Annotated in this window: 17 protein-coding genes; 6 read left to right on the top strand and 11 right to left on the bottom strand. The window is 68.9% G+C overall.

Annotated elements, in window-relative coordinates:
• Positions 1-61 precede the first annotated feature (61 nt).
• Positions 62-880 (top strand): DMT family protein, encoded by an 819-nt coding sequence (locus tag IE307_RS05560; protein WP_191296309.1) that lies wholly within the window; start codon positions 62-64, stop codon positions 878-880.
• A gap of 63 nt (positions 881-943) precedes the next feature.
• Here IE307_RS05560 and IE307_RS05565 read toward each other — a convergent pair whose 3' ends face one another.
• From IE307_RS05565 to IE307_RS05605, 9 genes are all read right to left on the bottom strand, one after another.
• A complete protein-coding gene (locus IE307_RS05565; RefSeq protein ID WP_191296310.1) occupies positions 944-1,138 on the bottom strand; it encodes an MbtH family protein in 195 nt (64 codons plus the stop codon).
• An 11-nt stretch (positions 1,139-1,149) separates the two neighbouring features.
• A complete protein-coding gene (locus IE307_RS05570; protein ID WP_191296311.1) occupies positions 1,150-2,400 on the bottom strand; it encodes a lysine N(6)-hydroxylase/L-ornithine N(5)-oxygenase family protein in 1,251 nt (416 codons plus the stop codon).
• A gap of 247 nt (positions 2,401-2,647) precedes the next feature.
• Entirely contained in the window at positions 2,648-3,982 is a 1,335-nt protein-coding gene (locus IE307_RS05575; RefSeq protein ID WP_191296312.1) for a GH1 family beta-glucosidase, read from the bottom strand.
• Positions 3,975-4,931: an ABC transporter ATP-binding protein gene (locus IE307_RS05580; RefSeq protein WP_191296313.1), complete on the bottom strand. Its 957-nt coding sequence runs from the start codon at positions 4,929-4,931 to the stop codon at positions 3,975-3,977. Before IE307_RS05580 ends, IE307_RS05575 begins: the two co-directional genes overlap by 8 nt.
• On the bottom strand, positions 4,928-5,746 hold the full coding sequence (locus IE307_RS05585) for an ABC transporter permease (protein ID WP_191296314.1): 819 nt from the start codon (positions 5,744-5,746) through the stop codon (positions 4,928-4,930). Before IE307_RS05585 ends, IE307_RS05580 begins: the two co-directional genes overlap by 4 nt.
• Positions 5,747-5,748: 2 nt before the next feature.
• Positions 5,749-6,729: an ABC transporter permease gene (locus IE307_RS05590; RefSeq protein WP_191296315.1), complete on the bottom strand. Its 981-nt coding sequence runs from the start codon at positions 6,727-6,729 to the stop codon at positions 5,749-5,751.
• Positions 6,726-7,631, bottom strand: a complete 906-nt coding sequence (locus IE307_RS47595; protein WP_191296316.1) for an ABC transporter ATP-binding protein — start codon at positions 7,629-7,631, stop codon at positions 6,726-6,728. Before IE307_RS47595 ends, IE307_RS05590 begins: the two co-directional genes overlap by 4 nt.
• On the bottom strand, positions 7,632-9,275 hold the full coding sequence (locus IE307_RS05600) for an ABC transporter substrate-binding protein (protein ID WP_191296317.1): 1,644 nt from the start codon (positions 9,273-9,275) through the stop codon (positions 7,632-7,634).
• Positions 9,276-9,552: 277 nt separating this feature from the next.
• On the bottom strand, positions 9,553-10,548 hold the full coding sequence (locus IE307_RS05605) for a LacI family DNA-binding transcriptional regulator (protein WP_089916669.1): 996 nt from the start codon (positions 10,546-10,548) through the stop codon (positions 9,553-9,555).
• A 264-nt stretch (positions 10,549-10,812) separates the two neighbouring features.
• On the opposite strand from IE307_RS05605, the gene IE307_RS05610 reads away from it, so the two are divergent.
• Positions 10,813-11,352: an MOSC domain-containing protein gene (locus IE307_RS05610; protein ID WP_191296318.1), complete on the top strand. Its 540-nt coding sequence runs from the start codon at positions 10,813-10,815 to the stop codon at positions 11,350-11,352.
• A 469-nt stretch (positions 11,353-11,821) separates the two neighbouring features.
• Here the strand turns inward: IE307_RS05610 and IE307_RS05615 are convergent, their stop codons facing one another.
• Positions 11,822-12,553, bottom strand: a complete 732-nt coding sequence (locus IE307_RS05615) for an alpha/beta fold hydrolase (RefSeq protein WP_191296319.1) — start codon at positions 12,551-12,553, stop codon at positions 11,822-11,824.
• A gap of 170 nt (positions 12,554-12,723) precedes the next feature.
• On the opposite strand from IE307_RS05615, the gene IE307_RS05620 reads away from it, so the two are divergent.
• The 4 genes from IE307_RS05620 to IE307_RS05635 all read left to right on the top strand — a co-directional run bounded on the left by IE307_RS05620 (position 12,724) and on the right by IE307_RS05635 (position 16,306).
• Positions 12,724-13,620 (top strand): anti-sigma factor RsbA family regulatory protein, encoded by an 897-nt coding sequence (locus IE307_RS05620; RefSeq protein WP_191296320.1) that lies wholly within the window; start codon positions 12,724-12,726, stop codon positions 13,618-13,620.
• A gap of 61 nt (positions 13,621-13,681) precedes the next feature.
• A complete protein-coding gene (locus IE307_RS05625; protein WP_191296321.1) occupies positions 13,682-14,980 on the top strand; it encodes a wax ester/triacylglycerol synthase family O-acyltransferase in 1,299 nt (432 codons plus the stop codon).
• Positions 14,981-15,002: 22 nt separating this feature from the next.
• On the top strand, positions 15,003-15,668 hold the full coding sequence (locus IE307_RS05630) for an HAD family hydrolase (RefSeq protein ID WP_191296322.1): 666 nt from the start codon (positions 15,003-15,005) through the stop codon (positions 15,666-15,668).
• A 56-nt stretch (positions 15,669-15,724) separates the two neighbouring features.
• On the top strand, positions 15,725-16,306 hold the full coding sequence (locus IE307_RS05635; RefSeq protein ID WP_229904412.1) for a VOC family protein: 582 nt from the start codon (positions 15,725-15,727) through the stop codon (positions 16,304-16,306).
• Here IE307_RS05635 and IE307_RS05640 read toward each other — a convergent pair.
• Positions 16,297-17,571: a serine/threonine-protein kinase gene (locus IE307_RS05640; RefSeq protein WP_191296324.1), complete on the bottom strand. Its 1,275-nt coding sequence runs from the start codon at positions 17,569-17,571 to the stop codon at positions 16,297-16,299. The genes IE307_RS05635 and IE307_RS05640 overlap by 10 nt on opposite strands.
• Positions 17,572-17,614 lie beyond the last annotated feature (43 nt).

The following is a 17,614-nucleotide window of genomic DNA, read 5'->3' on the forward strand; positions in this document are numbered from 1 at the left end:
TAGTTCCTCGGTTCGTTACTCATGTAATGAACCATAGCAGCGAAGAGGTAGAGTTGGCCACGTGGTCGGGGTCGCGATTCTGTGCGCGGTGCTCGCGGCCGGGTGCAGCGCGCTCGGCGCGATGTGGCAGCACGCCGGTGTGCGGGAGACGACCGACCTGAAACTCACCTCGGCGTACCAGCTCGTGCGCTCACGCCGGTGGGTCTACGGCTTCCTAGTCCTGTTCGCGTGCGCGGTCCTGCAGGTCACGGCACTGGCGCTGGCCCCGGTCTCGGTGGTCGCGCCGCTGAACGCGCTGGCCATCCCGATCATCGCGGTGGCCCGCGCCCGCCGGCTGTCCGGGCTGCTCGCGGTCGCGGTGCTGGTGGCGACCGTCGGGATCGTGGTGTTCGTGACCATCACGGCGGGCACGGCCGTGCCGACCGAGGTGTCGCCGAAGGTGGCGCTGCAGGCCGGGCAGCTCGTGGTCGCGGGCGTGCTGGTGTGCGTGGTGGCGGCGACGTTCACCGCGGGCGCGGTGCGGGCGCTGGCGCTGGCCGTGGGCGCCGGGATCGCCTACGGGCTGGTCGCCGTGCTGGTCAGGGACGTCACGACCGCGCTGCCGGTCGTCGAGTGGTTCTCGCTCGGCGGGCTGGTCGTCGCGTTCCTGACAGGGGCGTGGTTCATCCAGCTCGGGTACGCCGCCGGCCCGCCCGACCTCGTCGTGGCGGGGCAGACGGTCGTGAACCCGATCGTGGCGGCGTGGATCGGCATCAAGCTGCTCGGCGAGGGCACGGGCATGAGCGCGGTGTCCCAGGCCGGACTGGTGGTCAGCGCTCTAGCCGCGGTGTCCGGGACCGTCGTGCTGGCCTACTACCACCGCGTGAGCGTCGAGGCATGACCTCCTCGCCGCTGCCGCGCGGCTGGGACCTGGGTCCCGGCCGCGCGGCAGGCGAGCGGTGCGTCAGCGGATCGAGGCCGGACGCAGGTCCGTCCAGTTCTCCTCGACGTAGGCCAGGCAGGCCTCGCGGCTGTCCTCGCCGAACACCTTGGTCCACCCGGCGGGCACGTCCGCGAACGTCGGCCACAGCGAGTGCTGCTGCTCTTCGTTGACCAGCACGAAGAAACGGCCCTGCGGGTCCTCGAACGGGTTGGTCATGACGGTCCTTCCTAGTGGAACTGCTTGACTGCCTGGAGCTTCGGTTCCTGCGCGACCCGCCTGAGCACCGAGTCGAGGATCTCGCCGACGCGCACGGCGGTGTTGGAGAGCAGCGACGACGTGATGCCGTGCGTGTGCTCGGTGCCGCCCTGCAGGTAGATACCACCGCGCAGGCCGTCGTCCGTGACGACGCGATAGTCGCGCGTCACCTTCAACCGGCCGCGCTCGTCGCGTTCGCAGTGGCGGCCGAGGTCGCCGAGCAGCCTGACGGGGTTCGCCGGACGGTAACCCGTGGCGTAGACGATCACGTCGGCGTCGATCGGCAGCTGCCCGCCGTCCGCGAGCGACTCGACCACGCACTTGCCGTCGGCGGTCACGTCGGTGAGCTTGGAGGTGTTGTGCAGCAACAACCTCTGCCGGCCGACGACCTTCTCGCGGTACACCCGGCGGTACAGTTCCTCGATCAGGTCGCCGTCGACCACGCCGTAGTTGGTGTTGGCGTGGTAGCCCATGAGCCTGGTCTTGACGTCCTCCGGCGCGGCGTAGAAGTCGTCCACCGCGGCGGGGTCGAAGATCCGGTTCGCGAACGAGCTGTCGTCGGCGGGGCTGTAGCCGTACCGCGCGAACACGCCGTGCACCTCGGCCCGCGGGAAGCGGTCGTGGAAGAACGCCACCGCCTCGGCCGCGCTCTGCCCGGCGCCGACCACGACGACCTGGCGCGGGTCCTCGAGCGTGTCGACGCGCGTGAGCAGGTCCTTGTTGTGCCAGATCCGGTCGCCCGGCTCGACGCCCTCCGGCAGGTTGGCCTCGAGACCGGTCGCCAGCACGAGGTTGCGCGCCCTGACCTGCTGCTCCCCCGCGGAGAACTCGAACCCGTCGCCGGTGGCGTGGACCTGGGAGACCTCCGCGCCGTACGACACGTGGTGCTGCACCCGTTGCGCGGCCCACTCGAAGTAGTCGTGGAACTCCTTGCGCAGCGGGAAGAGGTTCTTGTGGTTGACGAAGTCGATCAGCCGCCCGCGGTCGCGCAGGTAGCACAGGAAGCTGAAGCTGCTGGTGGGATTGCGCAGCGTCACGAGGTCCTTGAGGAACGAGACCTGCATGGTCGCGTCCTCGAGCAGCATCCCCCGGTGCCAGCCGAACTCGGGCTGCCTCTCGAAGAAGCGAGCCCTGACAGGCAGTTCGTGTTCCTCCACCGCGATCGCGAGAGCGAGGTTGGACGGCCCGAAGCCTATTCCGGCCAGGTCTAACACCGGTTCCATCGCGATCCTCTCCTGGCACTCCACGGTGGCGTAAAGTAACCCTAACTTAACTAAGGTATGCCTTAGCTAGTACATTCGGACGTGATCCACGTCGCTGGAGCGCGAGAACGGTCGTGCGCGAGCGCCGCTCGACTCGATTTCGAGCCGTGAGCAGGCACGGAGAGGTCACCACGACCGGGAACGGGACCGGCCCGGCCTCCGTGGGGGCGCAGAAATTCCACGGGGACCGGGCCGGAACTCAAGGGGACTACCCGCGGGACCTCGTGATCAGGTCCCGGAACCACCGCGCGCTCCGCTTCGGGGTGCGCTGCTGGGTCTCGTAGTCGACGTGCACGATGCCGAACCGCTTGCCGTAGCCGTAACCCCACTCGAAGTTGTCCATCAACGACCACGCGAGGTAGCCGCGCACGTCCGCGCCGGCCCGCACGGCGGTGGCCACGGCCGCGATGTGCGACTTCAGGTAGTCGACGCGGTCGGTGTCGGCGACGTGGCCGTCCTCGACGTCCAGGTCGTCGAAGGCGGCGCCGTTCTCGGTGATCACCATCGGCACGCCGTAGTCCTCGTGCAGCCGGACCAGCAACGACGTGAAGCCCTCGGGGACGATCTCCCAGCCCATCGCGGTGACCGGGCGGCCCTGCGGCACCACCTCGGACACGGCCGGGTCCTCGGTCGCCCTGTGGACGTGCGAGGTGTAGTAGTTCACGCCGAACACGTCCAGCGGAGTCGAGATGACCTCCAGGTCGCCTGCCCGGACGGGGATCTCGGCACCTCGTGCGGCGACGTCGGCCAGCACGTCCTCCGGATAACGCCCGTGCACCAACGGATCCATGTAGATCCGGGTGCCGAAGCCGTCCGCGCGGCGGGCCGCGTCCACGTCCCCCGGTGCGTCCGAGGCGGCCGAGTGCGTGCCCATGTTCAGCGTGATGCCCAACGACGCCACGCCGCGGGAACGCAGGTCCTGCGCGGCCAGCCCGTGACCCAGCAGCAGGTGGTGGGTGGCGCGCACGGCCTCGGCGAAGTTCGTGCGCCCCGGTGCGTGCCGGCCGGTGTCGTACCCGAGCACCGCCGAGCACCACGGCTCGTTCAGGGTCGTCCACGTCGGCACGCGGTCACCCAGCGCGTCGTGCACCAGGCCCGCGAACTCGGCGAAGCGGTAGGCGGTGTCGCGGTGCGGCCAGCCGCCCGCGTCCTCCAGCTCCTGCGGCAGGTCCCAGTGGTAGAGCGTCAGCCACGGGTCGACGCCCTTCTCCAGCAGCTCGTCGACGAGCCGGGAGTAGAAGTCGACGCCCTTGGCGTTCACCGGGCCGCGGCCGCCGGGCTGGATGCGCGGCCACGACACGGAGAAGCGGTACTTGTCGACGCCCAGGCCGGCGATCATCGCCACGTCGGCCGGCATGCGGTGGTAGTGGTCGCAGGCCACGTCACCGGTCTCGCCGTTCACCACGGCACCGGGACGGCGGGAGAACGTGTCCCAAATGGACAGCGTCCTGCCGTCCTCGTCCCACGCGCCTTCGATCTGGTAGGCCGAAGTCGCGACGCCCCAGAAGAAGTCGGCCGGCAAACCTGAGGTCACATCAGACATGCACGGCCTCCAACCAGCACGCCACGCGGCGCTGCTCCTCGACGTTCTCCAGCACCGGCATCCGCTCGCCGCACACGTCCATGGCGGACGGGCACCGCGGGTGGAACGGGCAGCCGGACGGCATGGAGCGCAGGTCCGGCGGTGAGCCCGGGATGCCCTTCAGCTCACGACGCGGACCGCGCAACGCCGGGAACGACCCGAGCAATCCCTTGCTGTACGGGTGCTTCGCGGCGCGGTAGATCTCACCGGCCGGGGCCTCCTCGACCACGCGCCCGCCGTACATGATCGCGATCCGGTCGGAGAACTCGACCAGCAGCGAGATGTCGTGGGTGATGAAGATGACCGAGAAGCCGAACGTCTCGCGCAGCCGCATCATCTGCCCGAGGATCTGCCGCTGCACCACCACGTCGAGCGCGGTCGTCGGCTCGTCCATGATGATGATCTCAGGTTCCAGCGCGAGCGCCATCGCGATCATCACGCGCTGCCGCATGCCGCCGGAGAGCTGGTGCGGGTACGCCGCCAGCCGGTCGGTCGGGATGCCGACCAGTCCCAGCAGCTCCTTCGCGCGGGCGGTGCGCTGCGGCCGTTTCATCTCCCGCCGGTGGGTGCGCAGCACGTCGTCGAGCTGGGTGGCGACGGAGAGGACCGGGTTCAGGGCGTTCATCGCACCCTGGAACACGATCGAGACCTCGCTCCAGCGCAGCACCTGCAGCTCTTTCTCGCTGAGCGAGAGCAGGTCCTTGCCCTTGTACCGCACCTCACCCGACGGCACGTGCCCCGGCGGTTGCAGCAGACGGGTCGCGGCATAGGCCAGAGTGGACTTTCCGCTGCCGCTCTCCCCCGCCAGACCGAGCACCTCGCCCTTGTTCAGCGTGAGGTCGACGTTGTGCACGGCACGCAGGGTGCCGTAGTCGACCGAGAGATCGCGGATCTCCAGCACCGGGCTCATGCGCGCACCTTCCGCAGCCGGGGATTCGCGTACTCGTCGATCCCGAAGTTGATCAGCGCCAGCGCCGTGCCCAGCAACGCGATGCACAGGCCGGCGGGGACGAACCACCACCACGCGCCCAGGCCGAGCGCCTGGTTGCTCTGCGCCCAGAACAGGATCGTGCCCCAGTTCCAGGTCGACAACGAGATCACGCCGACGAACGACAGGGTGATCTGGAGCATGACCGCGAAGATCACCGTGCCGACGAAACCGGAGCCGATGACGGCCAGCAGGTTCGGCAGCACCTCGAACACGATGATGCGCCAGGTGCGTTCACCGGACGCCCGCGCGGCCTCTACGAAGTCCCTGCGCCGCAACGACATCGTCTGCGCGCGCAGGATCCGGGCTCCCCACGCCCACGCGGTCAGCGAGATCACCGCGGCGATCAGCACGGTGTCCGCCGAGGGCAGCATCGAGGCCACGATGATGATCAGCGGCAGCGCCGGGATCACCAGGAAGACGTTGGACAGCATGGACAACGCCTCGTCGGCCGCACCACCGAGGAACCCGGCGGTGACGCCGACGAGGATCGACAGGAACGTCGCGAGCACACCGCAGACGAGCCCGACGACCATCACTCCCCTGGTGCCCACGAGCACCTGGGAGAAGATGTCCTGCCCGGTCATGGTCGTGCCGAACCAGTGCGACAGCGACGGCGGCGACAGCAGGTCGTCGCTCATCGCGGACGGGTCGTACGGCGCGATCCACTCGCCGATCACCGCGATCAGCGTGAAGAAGGCCAGGATGCCCAGGCCCAGCTTGGTCTTGAAGTTCATCGTCAGCCCTCCTTCCGGGTGCGCGGGTCCAGCAGCAGGTAGCCGATGTCCGCGAGCAGGTTCGCCACCAGCACCGCCAGCGTGATCACCAGGAACACGCCCTGCATCAACGGGTAGTCCTTGCCGCCGATGCCCTGGAACAGCACGTAACCGAGGCCCGGGTAGGAGAACACCATCTCGACCAGCAGGGCACCACCGACGATGAAGCCCAGCGACAGCGCGAAACCCGAGATCGACGGCAGCACGGCGTTGCGCGCCGCGTAGGCGAACATGATCCGCTTCTGGGTGAGGCCCTTGGCCCGCGCGACGAGCACGTAGTCCTCGGCCGTCACGGTCACCATCATGTTGCGCATGCCGAGGATCCAGCCGGCCACCGAGCTCACGATGATCGTGACACCGGGCAGCACCGCGTGCTCCAGCATGCTGCCGATGAACTCGCCGGAGAACTCCGGCACCAGCCCCGGCGCGTAGCCGCCGGACGCCGGCAGCAGCGGCCACGTCACGGAGAACAGCGAGATCGCGATCAGCCCGAGCCAGAAGTACGGGATCGACGAGAGGAACGTCGTGACCGGGATGAGGTTGTCCATCCACGAGCCGCGCTTCCAGCCCGCGTAGACACCCAGCAGGGTGCCGAGGATGAACGCGATGATCGTGGTGACGCCGACGAGACCGAGCGTCCACGGCATCGACTGCGCGAGCACGTCCGCGACCGGGGTCGGGAAGAACGTGAACGACAGCCCGAGGTCGCCCCGGAAGAGCGAACCCCAGTAGTCGACGTACTGCTCCCAGATCGACTTGTCGTCGTCGAGTCCGAAGAGGACGTACAGCGAGGCCATCGCGTCGCTGTTGAGCCGGCCACCGAGTTTGGTGATCATCGCCTGCACCGGGTCGCCGGGGAGCAGGCGCGGCAGCAGGAAGTTGACCGTGATCGCCGCCCAGAGGGTGACGAGGTAGAACGCCGCGCGGCGGAGCAGGAAGGTCATGCCGCCGCCTCCGCGTACAGCCAGCAGGCGGCCCAGTGCCCGTACGAGTCGACCTCGATGCGCGGGGGTGCCTCGGTCCAGCACCGGGTCTGCACCTTGGGGCACCGCGGCGCGAACGGGCAGCCGGTCGAGACCTGCGCGGACTCCACGGCCGGCGCGTCGAGTGCGACGACCGCCCGTTCGGGGTCGGGCGCGGACTCGATCAGCAGCTGCGTGTACGGGTGGGCCGGCCGCTGCGTCACGGTCTCGCTGTCGCCGCCTTCGACGATCTGCCCGCCGTACATCACGAACGTCTCGTCCGCGAAGTAGCGCGCCGACGCGATGTCGTGCGTGATGTAGAGGACCGCGAGCTTGAGCCGTTCCTTCAGGTCCAGCAACAGGTTCAGCACGCCGAGCCGGATCGAGACGTCCAGCATGGACACCGGTTCGTCGGCGAGCAGCACCTCGGGGTTCGCCGCCAGCGCCCGCGCGATCGCGACGCGCTGCCGCTGCCCGCCCGAGAGCTCGTGCGGGTACCGCGAGGCGAAGTCCGCGGGCAGGTTCACCCGCTGCAGCAGCTCCTCCACCGTCTCCGGCCGCTTGTGGATCTTGAGCGGCCGGGTCAGGTGGTAGCGGATCGTGTGGATCGGGTTGAGGGACGCGAAGGGGTCCTGGAACACCATCTGGACCTTGCGCCGGTACTCCCGGACCCTTCGCACCTTCTCGCCGTCCAGCAGGATCTCGCCGGAGGTGGGTTCCACGAGCCGCGCGAGCAGCTTCGCCACCGTCGACTTGCCTGATCCGGATTCGCCGACGAGGGCGGTCACGCGCCCGCGGCGCAGGACGATGGAGACGTCCTGCACCGCACGCACGCGCTTGTAGGTCTTGACCAGACCTTTCGCTTCAAGCGCGACTTCGTTCATTTAAGATCCCGCAGGCTTCAGCTTCATGACGATCTGGAGGGCGTTGGGCAGGGTGGCCTGCGGCGGACCGTAGGGGTCCTCCTCGGACGGCCAGCCGACCCAGCTCTTCGTGCTGTACTCCGCACCGATCGGACCCGCGGACGTCGGGATCATCGGCACCTGCTCGACCATGATCTTCTGCAGCACCGCGAGGCTCTTGGCCCGGCCCGCGTCGTCGGCGGCGTTCGCGTACTCGGCCAGCGCCGCGGTCGCCTCGGGGCTGTTGTAGCGGCCGAAGTTCACCGCCGCGGTCTGCCCGATCGGCTTGATCTCCGCGCCGTCCATGATGTTCTGGTACATCTCGTACGGCGTCGCGCCGGTGTTGGTCCAGCGCAGCGAACCCTGGAACGCGCCGTTGGCAAAGTCGGTCGTCCACGCGTCCGCGGTCTGCGTGCGCACGGTCGCCTCGATGCCGATCTTCTTCAGGTCGCCCTTGATGATGTCGAGCACCGTCAGGTAGTCCGACCAGCCGGACGGGTTCGTCAGCTCGATCGTGACGGGCTTGCCGTCGGGCGCCTGGAGCACGTCGCCCGCGTACTTGAAGCCGGCCGAGGTCAGCTTCGACTTGGCACCCTCGACGTCGATCTTGAACTTCGCGTCCTTGTACTCAGGCGCGAGGAACGAGTCACCGGCGGGCAACGGCATGCCGGTCTTCGACTCGAGCTTCGGGAACAGCCGTGCCTCACCCTTGACGAAGATCGCCTCGCGGTCGATCACGTCGCTCATCGCCGAGCGCAGCGCGGGGTTGTCGAACGGCGCGACCGTGGTGTTGAGCCACAGGCCGTGGATGCCCAGACCGGCCGGGAACCAGAGCTTGTGGTTCGCCGGGTCCTTGTCGACGTAAAGCTTTTGGTAGTCCGGGATGAAGACGTAGGACCACTGGCTCGCACCCGACGCCAGCGCGGTCGTCTGCGCCGTGTTGTCGTTGTACGAGGTGTACTGGATCTCCGGAACCTTGGGCAGTTCCTGCCAGTACTCGGCGCGCCGCGCGATCGTGACGGTCTGCGAGGTGAACGACTTCAGCTCGTACGGACCGGTGCCGACTGGCTTCGGGTTCGTGTAGGTCGTCGGGTCCGGAACGCCGCTCCAGACGTGCTCCGGGATGACCATCGCGCTGATGACCTTGTTGCGGTTCACGAACTGCGGGCTCGCGAACGTGACCTCGACCTTGCCGTCCGGCGTCGCCGTCGCGGCCTCGTGCTTGAGCGAGTCGCGGTTGTTGAGCGCCGGCCACTTCTTCAGGATCTCGAACGAGAAGGCGACGTCAGCGGCCGTGAGCGGCTTGCCGTCGGACCACTTCACGTTCTCCCGGATCGTGAAGGTGATCTTCTTGTAGTCCGGGGCCCAGTCCCACTTCGTCGCGAGCCACGGCACCGGGTCCTGGGCCGGGCGCGTGTTGTTCACGAACGCCAGCGGCTCGTAGATCTGGTAGCGGTAGCCCAGCGAACCCGCCGCCGACGTGGGCAGGAACGGGTTGTGGTTCTCGGTCAGCGGCCCGTTGGGCATGCCCACGGTCAACACGCCGGAGGCCTTGGTGGCGCCGCCGGAGGAGCAACCTGTCGCCGCGAGCGCCAGTGCCAACGCGACGATGATTGTTCTGCGCATGGGGGAATCTCCCGATACGGAGCATGAGAGCGCTCTCTCATGCGTACGGCGAACTCGCCAGACCTCATGGGTGGCCTGGCGGGTTCGTTTCAGTTGTGGTGGAGCAGGGTGGGTCTAGGCCCTGTCCGGCAAGCCTCGTCCGCGATAGTCGCGACCGAGGGCCGCGGAGGCGGTGCCGCCGCAACGCCCGAATACGCCCGGTATGAGGGCGTTGCGGCGGCACCGCCTCCACGACTCTCGACCGTGACTCTCATCGAACGGACTTGCCGGACAGGGCCTAAGGCGCGGATTCGCGCACGATCAACGAGGTCGGCAGCACCAGCGGGTGGTCGGGCATCGGCTGTCCCTCGAGCGTGGAGAGCAGCATCCGCGCGGCGGCGGCACCCATCTCCTGCAGCGGCTGGCGGATCGTCGTCAGCCGAGGTTCGGTGTGTCCCGCGACCGGGACGTCGTCGAACCCGACCACGGACACGTCACCGGGGACGGTCCTGCCGGATTCTCGCAGCGCCCGCAGCACTCCGACCGCCGAGAGGTCGTTCTGCGCGAACACGGCGTCGAACGGGATCCCGCTCGCCACGAGCTTGTCCACGGCGACCTCACCACCTTCCGTGGTGAAGTCGCCGTCGACGACGAGATCCGGGTGCAGCGTCAGGCCCGCTTCCGCCAAAGCGAGCCGGAACCCGTCCAGCCTCGCCTGAGTGCACCCGAAGTGCGGTGGTCCGGTGACGACGGCGAACCTGCGGCGGCCTGCCGCGACGAGATGCCGTGCGACATCCGCGCCTCCCTGCCGGTTCGTCGTCGTCACCGAAGGGAACTCCGGGTGCGAACCGCGGTCGTCGATCATGACGACCGGCAGGCCCGCCCGGTAGAGCGTGGAGATGTAGTGCAAGGCGTCCGGGGGCTCGACGACCAGCAGGCCGTCGAAAGCGTTGGCGGACACGTGGTTCGCGAACTGGTTCAGCGACTCCGGCCCGCGGTTCAGCGTGTAGAGCAGCAGCCCGTACCCGTCGGCCTCGAGCGTGTCGACGATGCCCTGCAGCACCTCGCCCATCCACGGCCAGGTGAGCGACGGCGCGAGCATCGCGACAGTGCGGGTACGACCCCGCGCGAGACCCACGGCACGAGCGCTGGGCACGTACCCGATCTCGTCGATGACCTTGCGAACCCGTTGCGCCGTAGAGGCATCCACGTCCGGCTTGCCGTTCAGCACGCGTGACACGGTCGCTTTGGACACCTGGGCGCGTTGGGCGACCTCTGCGATCGTGACACGCATGCCGAACTTCCTTCCGCCGCCTCCTGGAACCGGTTCCGTAACCGGTTCCGACGAGGTGTGACGGAGTCAACAGCCTGACCTCAGCATTAGTCAAGACTCTTTCCGGAAGTTCGTGAGAGCGTTTCCACAACCGGCCACATCGACGCAGGTAGGACCCCGTCGAGCGCCCGGAATTGAGATACCTTGATCGATTCGTCCTTCCGTGTTCCCCTGCTCCGTTCGGAGCACCCCCACCGTCTCAACTGATCGTGCACAATCGTGGGCATGGGGGTTGTCACAGCGGTCAGCCGCAACGAGGAGTACACGTTCACCAAGCCCACCCACGCCAGCATCACCTTGCTCGCCGGGCTGGGCGTCGAGGGCGACGTCCACCAGGGCGTCACGGTCAAACACCGATCACGCGTGGCACAGGACCCGACCCAGCCGAACCTGCGCCAGGTCCACCTGATGCACGCCGAACTCTTCGACGAGCTCCGAGCCAAGGGCTTCTCCGTCGATCCCGGCGAGATCGGGGAGAACGTCACCACCCGAGGCATCGACCTGCTCGGCCTCCCCACAGGCACCCTGCTCCACCTCGGCCCGCAGGCCGTCGTGGAGGTGACGGGCCTGCGCAACCCCTGCCTGCAGATCGACCGGTTCTCGAAGGGCCTCCTCAAGGAGGTCGTGGGGAAGGGCCCGGACGGCGAACTGGTCCGGCGCGCGGGAATCATGTCGATCGTGCTCGTCGGCGGCGTGGTCAGCCCAGGCGACGAGATCCGCGTGGAACTCCCGGCAGAACCGCACCGCCCTCTGCAGACGGTCTAACCACACCGCAAGCGAAGGCGAAGCCGAGCGACCACGCCCGCAAGGCGACAAACGCACGCAAGGCGACCACCCCGCTGGAACAGCAACCAGCCACCGCAGCTGTACCCGCGCGGTGCCAACCGGTCAGCCGACAACGCAAGGCAACCTCGGACGAAACCTGGCGTGGCGATGCGCAGCGAGCCGTCCGAACCTGCTGCCGACTGGGTAGCGGTGCACCCCGCTCATGGCGATTGGGGCTTGACCTTGAGGGGCGGGGTGCTACCCCTGATCGGGCACGGCCGGGCGCTTTTCAGCCCGGCTTTTCCGGCCGTCTCAGCGCCCCGCCAGAGGCTCAAGGTCAAGCCCCAATCGCCAGCCCTTGATTCGTCACGACCCGCGCGCCCGTCCTCGCAAGGCGACCTCTCTTCCGGGAACGCGACCAACCCCGCTGGAACAGGAACGGACCAACGCAACAGGACCCCGGCGAACATCAATCCCCGAAGTGCTCGTCCAAGATCACCGAAATGGTCCGCGGCGCCTCCACCACAGCCAAATGCGCCGCATCCCCCACCACGTACAACTCCGAATCCACCAACTCATCAGCAATCCGCCGAACCAGCTCAGTAGGCGTCGCATGATCCTGCGCAGCAGCGATCACCACCGCCGGAACATCGATCTTCGCCAAATCCGCCCGAAGATCCATCCCCCGAACTGCCTCGACACAGGCCAAGTACGTCGGAACATCCACCGCCAGCAACTCATCCCGAAACTCGGCGACCACCGACGGCGCGCAGTGCGGCGTGAACCACCTCGAAACAACCGAGTCGGCAACCGCCGAAATCCCCGAAGACCGCACCAGAGCGATCCGCTCGTCCAACCGGGCCTTGTCGGGAACCCAGGCGGTGGTGCACACCAGCGCCAGCCGGGAGATCCGATCGGTGTGCGCGGCCAGCCACATCCCGACCATCCCGCCGAGCGACACCCCGCAGTAGTACACCTGGCGCAATTCCAAGTGGTCCAACAGTTCCACGACGTCGCCGGCGAGGTCCTCGATGCCACAAGGCCCGGGAACGGGCGCACTCCCGCCGTGGCCGCGGTGGTCGAACCGCAGCACCCGGAACGGCAGTGAGAAGTCGCGCCACAGGGAGGTGGTGGTGCCGAGGGCGTTGCCGAGCACCAGCACCGGCGCGTCCTCCGGCCCGGTCAGCGTGTGTGCGAGCACGGCGTCACCTCCTCGCAGGGACCCGACATCGCGAGTCTGCCTGGGGTTTTCCCCGTCCGCACGACGAATTCCGCCGGCGGCCCACAACCACCGGCCTGGCCCCCGCCGAAACACCGTTACGGGGAGCAGAATGGTGGCTTGCCTCCGCCGCCTACCGCACCGGGAAGCCGATGAACTCCGTTGCTCCGTTCGCGCACGAAGCCCTGTTCTACCGGGACGAGGACACCTTCCTCTCCGGTACGGCCAGATTCGTGACGGACGGGATCACCAACGGCGAGCCGGTGCTGGTGGCGGTGCCGGAGGCGAGCATCGCCCCGTTGCGCGAACGGCTGGGGGAACTCGCGAACCAGGTGCACTTCATCGACATGACCGAGGCCGGGCGCAACCCCGGGCGGATCATCCCCGGTGTGCTGATGGCGTTCAGCGCGAGCACGCAGCTGCGCTTCCGCATGGTCGGGGAGCCGATGTGGCCCGGTCGCAGCGAGCTCGAATACCCGGCGTGCGTGCAGCACGAGGCGTTGATCAACACTGCGTTCGAGGGCAGGGAGGGCGTGATCCTGTGCCCGTACGACGCCGCGGCGCTGCCCGGCCACGTGCTGGAGGACGCCTGGCGCACCCATCCCGTGGTGATCGACGGCGAGCGCCGTGCCGCGAGTGAGTGGTACACCGACCCGGCCGCGCTGACCGACCTCTACAACGTGCCATTGCCGGCGCCGCCCGCCGACGCCGAGGAGCACCCGTTCTCCGTGGGCACGCTGGCGCACGTGCGCAAGCTCGTGTCGGCGTACGCGCACGGGCTGCGCCGCGAACAGGTCGAGGACCTGGTGCTCGCGGTGAACGAACTCGCGACGAACAGCATCCTGCACGCGTCCGGGCGCGGGGTGCTGCGGATGTGGCGCGAGGACGACGCGGTGGTGTGCGAGGTGAGCGACACGGGCGCCGGGTTCCCGCCGTCGTTCACCGGGCTGTCCGGCTTCGGGATCGTGATGGTGAACCTGTTGTGTGACCTGGTTCGCACCCACACGAGTCACAGCGGTACCACCGTTCGAGTGTACTTGGGGCGGTAGGGAGTCACCGCCATCTCATCGCAATGCGCAGGACACGAGGACCTGTTTTCCTTGCACGGATATGACAGACCACCTCTCCCCCCTCGACATCGCTTTCCTCGCGATGGAGGGCGACAGCAACCCTTTGCACCTCGGTGCGGTCGCGACCTTCGCACCGTCCACTCCGGTGCATCCGGCCCGCATCGCCGCAGTGCTGTGCGAACGGGCGCAAGAGATTCCGCGACTGCGGCAGCGCGCCCGCACGTCGTTGCTCGGTGGCGCGCGCTGGGTGGAGGATCCCGGCTTCGCGCCTGAGGACCACCTCTTCACGCACCACGTGCGCGGCCGCGACCGGTTCGCCACGCTGGTCTCGCACCTCATGGCGCAGCCGCTCGACCTCGCGCGCCCGCCGTGGGAGCTGCACGTGATCACCGGCCTCGCGGGCGGCAGGTTCGCCGTCGTCGCGAAGCTGCACCACTCGCTGTGCGACGGCATGAAGGCCGTTGGCCTGGGAATTCAGCTCTTCGACCCGTCGCGGCTGTCCATTCCGGACGCTCCGGAGCCGATCACCAGGTCGATCATCCCGTCCCTCCCGTCGCTGCGCGGGATCAAGGACACGATCGACATCGCGTCGAGCGTGCTGATGAACACGCGCCCGCCGACGCTGAACTCGCCGGTGCTCACCGCGTCCACCCGGCCACGCCGCGTGGTGATGTCGCGACTGGATCTTGCGGACGTGCACCGAATCCGGCGCGCGCACGGTGGCACGGTGAACGACGTGCTGCTCGCTCTCGTCACAGGTGCGTTGCGGCACTGGCTTTCCGCGCACGGCAGCGCCGGGCCCGACTCGGTCGTGCGGGCCCTGATCCCGGTTAACCAGCGCTCACGCTCCGGCGACGGCGCCTCGGGCAACCAGATCTCCGGCTTCCTCGTCCCCCTGCCCGTCGGCGAGGCGGACCCGGTGCGGCGGCTGCGGAACATCCGCGCGCGGATGGAGTCCGCGAAGGCCGCCGGCCCCGACCGGGGCGCGGGCGCGTTGCCGCTGCTCGCCGACAAGGTGCCGCCGCTGGTGCACCGCCTGGCCGCGCCGGTGATGGGCCGCTGCGCTCCCCTGCTGTTCGACACGCTGGTGACGTCGGTGCCGCTGCCGTCCGTCCCCCTCGCGCTGGACGGCGCCTCGTTGTGCGAGATGTATCCGGTCGCACCCGTCGCACCAGGTCATGCCGTGGGCATCGCGTTGTCCGTGTACAAGTCCTCGGTGCACGTCTGCCTGAACACCAACCAGTCGTGGATGTCCGACGCGCACTGGCTCGACAGCGTGCTGCGCCGCGAGCTCTCCGCGTTGCAGGAGACCCGTGAGCTGGTGGGTTTGCCGAGGTAGAAGCGCGGGCACACCTGTTTTCATGAGCAACACCGTGGTCCTCGACGTGGACGGAACCCTGGTCGACACCAACTACCACCACACGGTGTCGTGGCTGCGCGCCTTCCGCAGCGTCGACGTCACCGTGCCCGGATGGCGGGTGCACCGCGCGATCGGCATGGGCGGCGACAAGCTGGTCGCGGCCGTGGCGGGCGACAAGGTCGAGCAGGACCACGGCGACGCGCTGCGCACGGCCTGGGAGCGCTACTTCGACGAGGTGCTGGACGAGATCCAGCCGCTGGAGGGCGCGCACCGCCTCATCCGCGCCGCGACCGACCTAGGCCTGGCCGTGGTGCTCGCGAGCTCGGGCAAGAGCAAGCACGTCGAGCACTACCTGAAGCTGCTCGACCCCGGCGACGTCGCGTGGACCACGTCCGACGACGTCGAGGACAGCAAGCCCGCACCGGACCTGCTCGAGGTGGCGCTGCGCCAGGTGAAGGGCGAGCGCGCGGTCATCATCGGCGACTCGGTCTGGGACTGCGAGGCCGCGAAGCGCATCGGGCTGCCGTCGATCGGGCTGCTGACCGGCGGGTTCGGCGAGGACGAGCTGATCGACCGCGGGGCCTCGTCGGTGTACGCGGACCTGGACACGCTGCGGGCGGAGCTGTCCGACCTGCCGTTCGCCGTGGTGGACGAGCCGAACGCCTGAAAAGTCCTTTGCGAGGCCGCTCGGACATCGGATAAGCAGACCGGATGTTCTGCTGGATGGACCTCAAGACCCGCGACCCGGCCGCCACCGCCACCTTCTTCTCGCACGCGCTCGGCTGGAGCTTCGCCGTGGACGAGGAGGACTGGCGCACGGCAGTCAAGATCTCCGCAGACGGCCACCAGATCGGCAGCGTGAGCGACCTCGCGAGTCCGGTCTACCCACCGGGAACACCCGCCCACATCGCGTTCTACCTGGCGGTGGACGACGTCGACCGCCAGGTGGCAGCGGCCGTGGCGAACGGCGCCGACCTCGTCGTGCCGGCTTTCGAGGCGGGTGATCAGGGTCGCATCGCGACGTTGATCGATCCGTTCGGCGCCGCGTTCTCGCTGTGGCGGCAGCACCGGCCCACCGCGTGGACGTTCCCGCACCGCATGGTCCTGGAGAGCGAACAGCCAGGCGAGGCCCGCCGCTTCTACGAGGAGACGCTCGGTGGTCCGCTGCCCGGCGCCGACTTCCTCGCCGCACCCGGACCCGTCACTCCCCGGTGGGAACTGGCGCTCGCCGACCCGCACAGCGCATCCGGCTCGGCCGCACGGCTGAGCAGCCCGGAAGGACTGGCGTTCCGGACCTACGGCTGAGGTTCCTGCGACGGGGTCGGCGCCTCCGAGGACTTCTTGCGGTCCTTCTTCTTCTCCTTGCTCGGCGCGGCCGACTCCTCGACCGGCTCCTCCGCGGTCGGCTCCACCGCGGGAGCCGAGGTCGGCACCACACCCCCGGCAGGAGGCACCGGCACCCCGGGAACCCCCGGCGCGTCGGATCCGGACGGCGTCTGCACCACCGTCACCGTGGACGGCGTCACCGTCACCACGCGGGTCTGCGCGTCCGGTGCCACCGGCCGGTCCGCGGCAGGGGCCTCACTGCCACCGACGAAGTTCGCCACCACCACGGCCGCCATCGCACCGACGGCGACAGCCGCGGCCGCGATGGCCACGCGCTTGCCCCGGCGGGACCGCGGCGCGGGCACGACCACGTCCGCAACGGCGTCCGGGGCCACGGCCGCGTCCGGCAGCAACGCCGGCAACCCGCGGCTGGCCTCGAAAGCGGCGTTGAGCGACCGGGCGCACTGCGCGGCGGTCGGCCGGCGCGCGGGGTCCATGTCCGTCATCGCCGACAGCAACGACTCCCAGGCCAGCGGCAGGTCGACGGGGATCCGCGGCGAGCGCGCCAGCCGGGCCAGCGCGGCCTCGGCGTCGCCACCGGGGTACTCGGTCCGCCCGGTCAGGCACTCCAGCAGCACGAGACCGAGCGAGTAGACGTCGGCGGGCGGCCCGACCTCGGCGCCGCGCACCTGCTCTGGCGACAGGTAACCGGCGGTGCCGACCAGCACGCCGGACGTCGTCACCCGCGTCACCTCGGCCACGAGCGCGAGGCCGAAGTCGGCCAGGTACGCCTGCTTCTCCGTGTCGTCGAGCAGGATGTTGGACGGCTTGATGTCGCGGTGCACGACGCCCAGGCCGTGCACGTGGTCCAGCACGGCGGCGATCTGGCCGCCGACCCGCGCCACGAACCGGGGCGGCAACGGCTCGCGCATGCGCTGGCGCAGCGTGCCGCCGGTGATCTCGCGCATCACGAAGTACGGGCGGCGCGACACGCTGCCGGAGGCGTAGACCGGGATGATGCCGGGGCAGTCCAGGGAGGCCAGCATCGTGGCCTCGCGCTGCAGGCGCAGTTCGTCGTCGGGCAGACCGGGGCCGGTGAAGACCTTGACGGCCACCGAGGACGTGGTCGAACGGTCGTACGCGCGGTAGACCTCGGCCATTCCACCCGAGCCGAGCAGTGAACCGATCACGTAGCGGTCGTCGACCACCGCTCCGGTCAGGTCACCGTCCCAGCGCTCGCTCATGGGCCTCCGCATCGTCGCGCCTGCAAAACCTAACGGGTCGCGT

This window comes from Lentzea cavernae (assembly GCF_014653695.1).
Taxonomy (GTDB): Bacteria; Actinomycetota; Actinomycetes; order Mycobacteriales; family Pseudonocardiaceae; genus Lentzea; species Lentzea cavernae.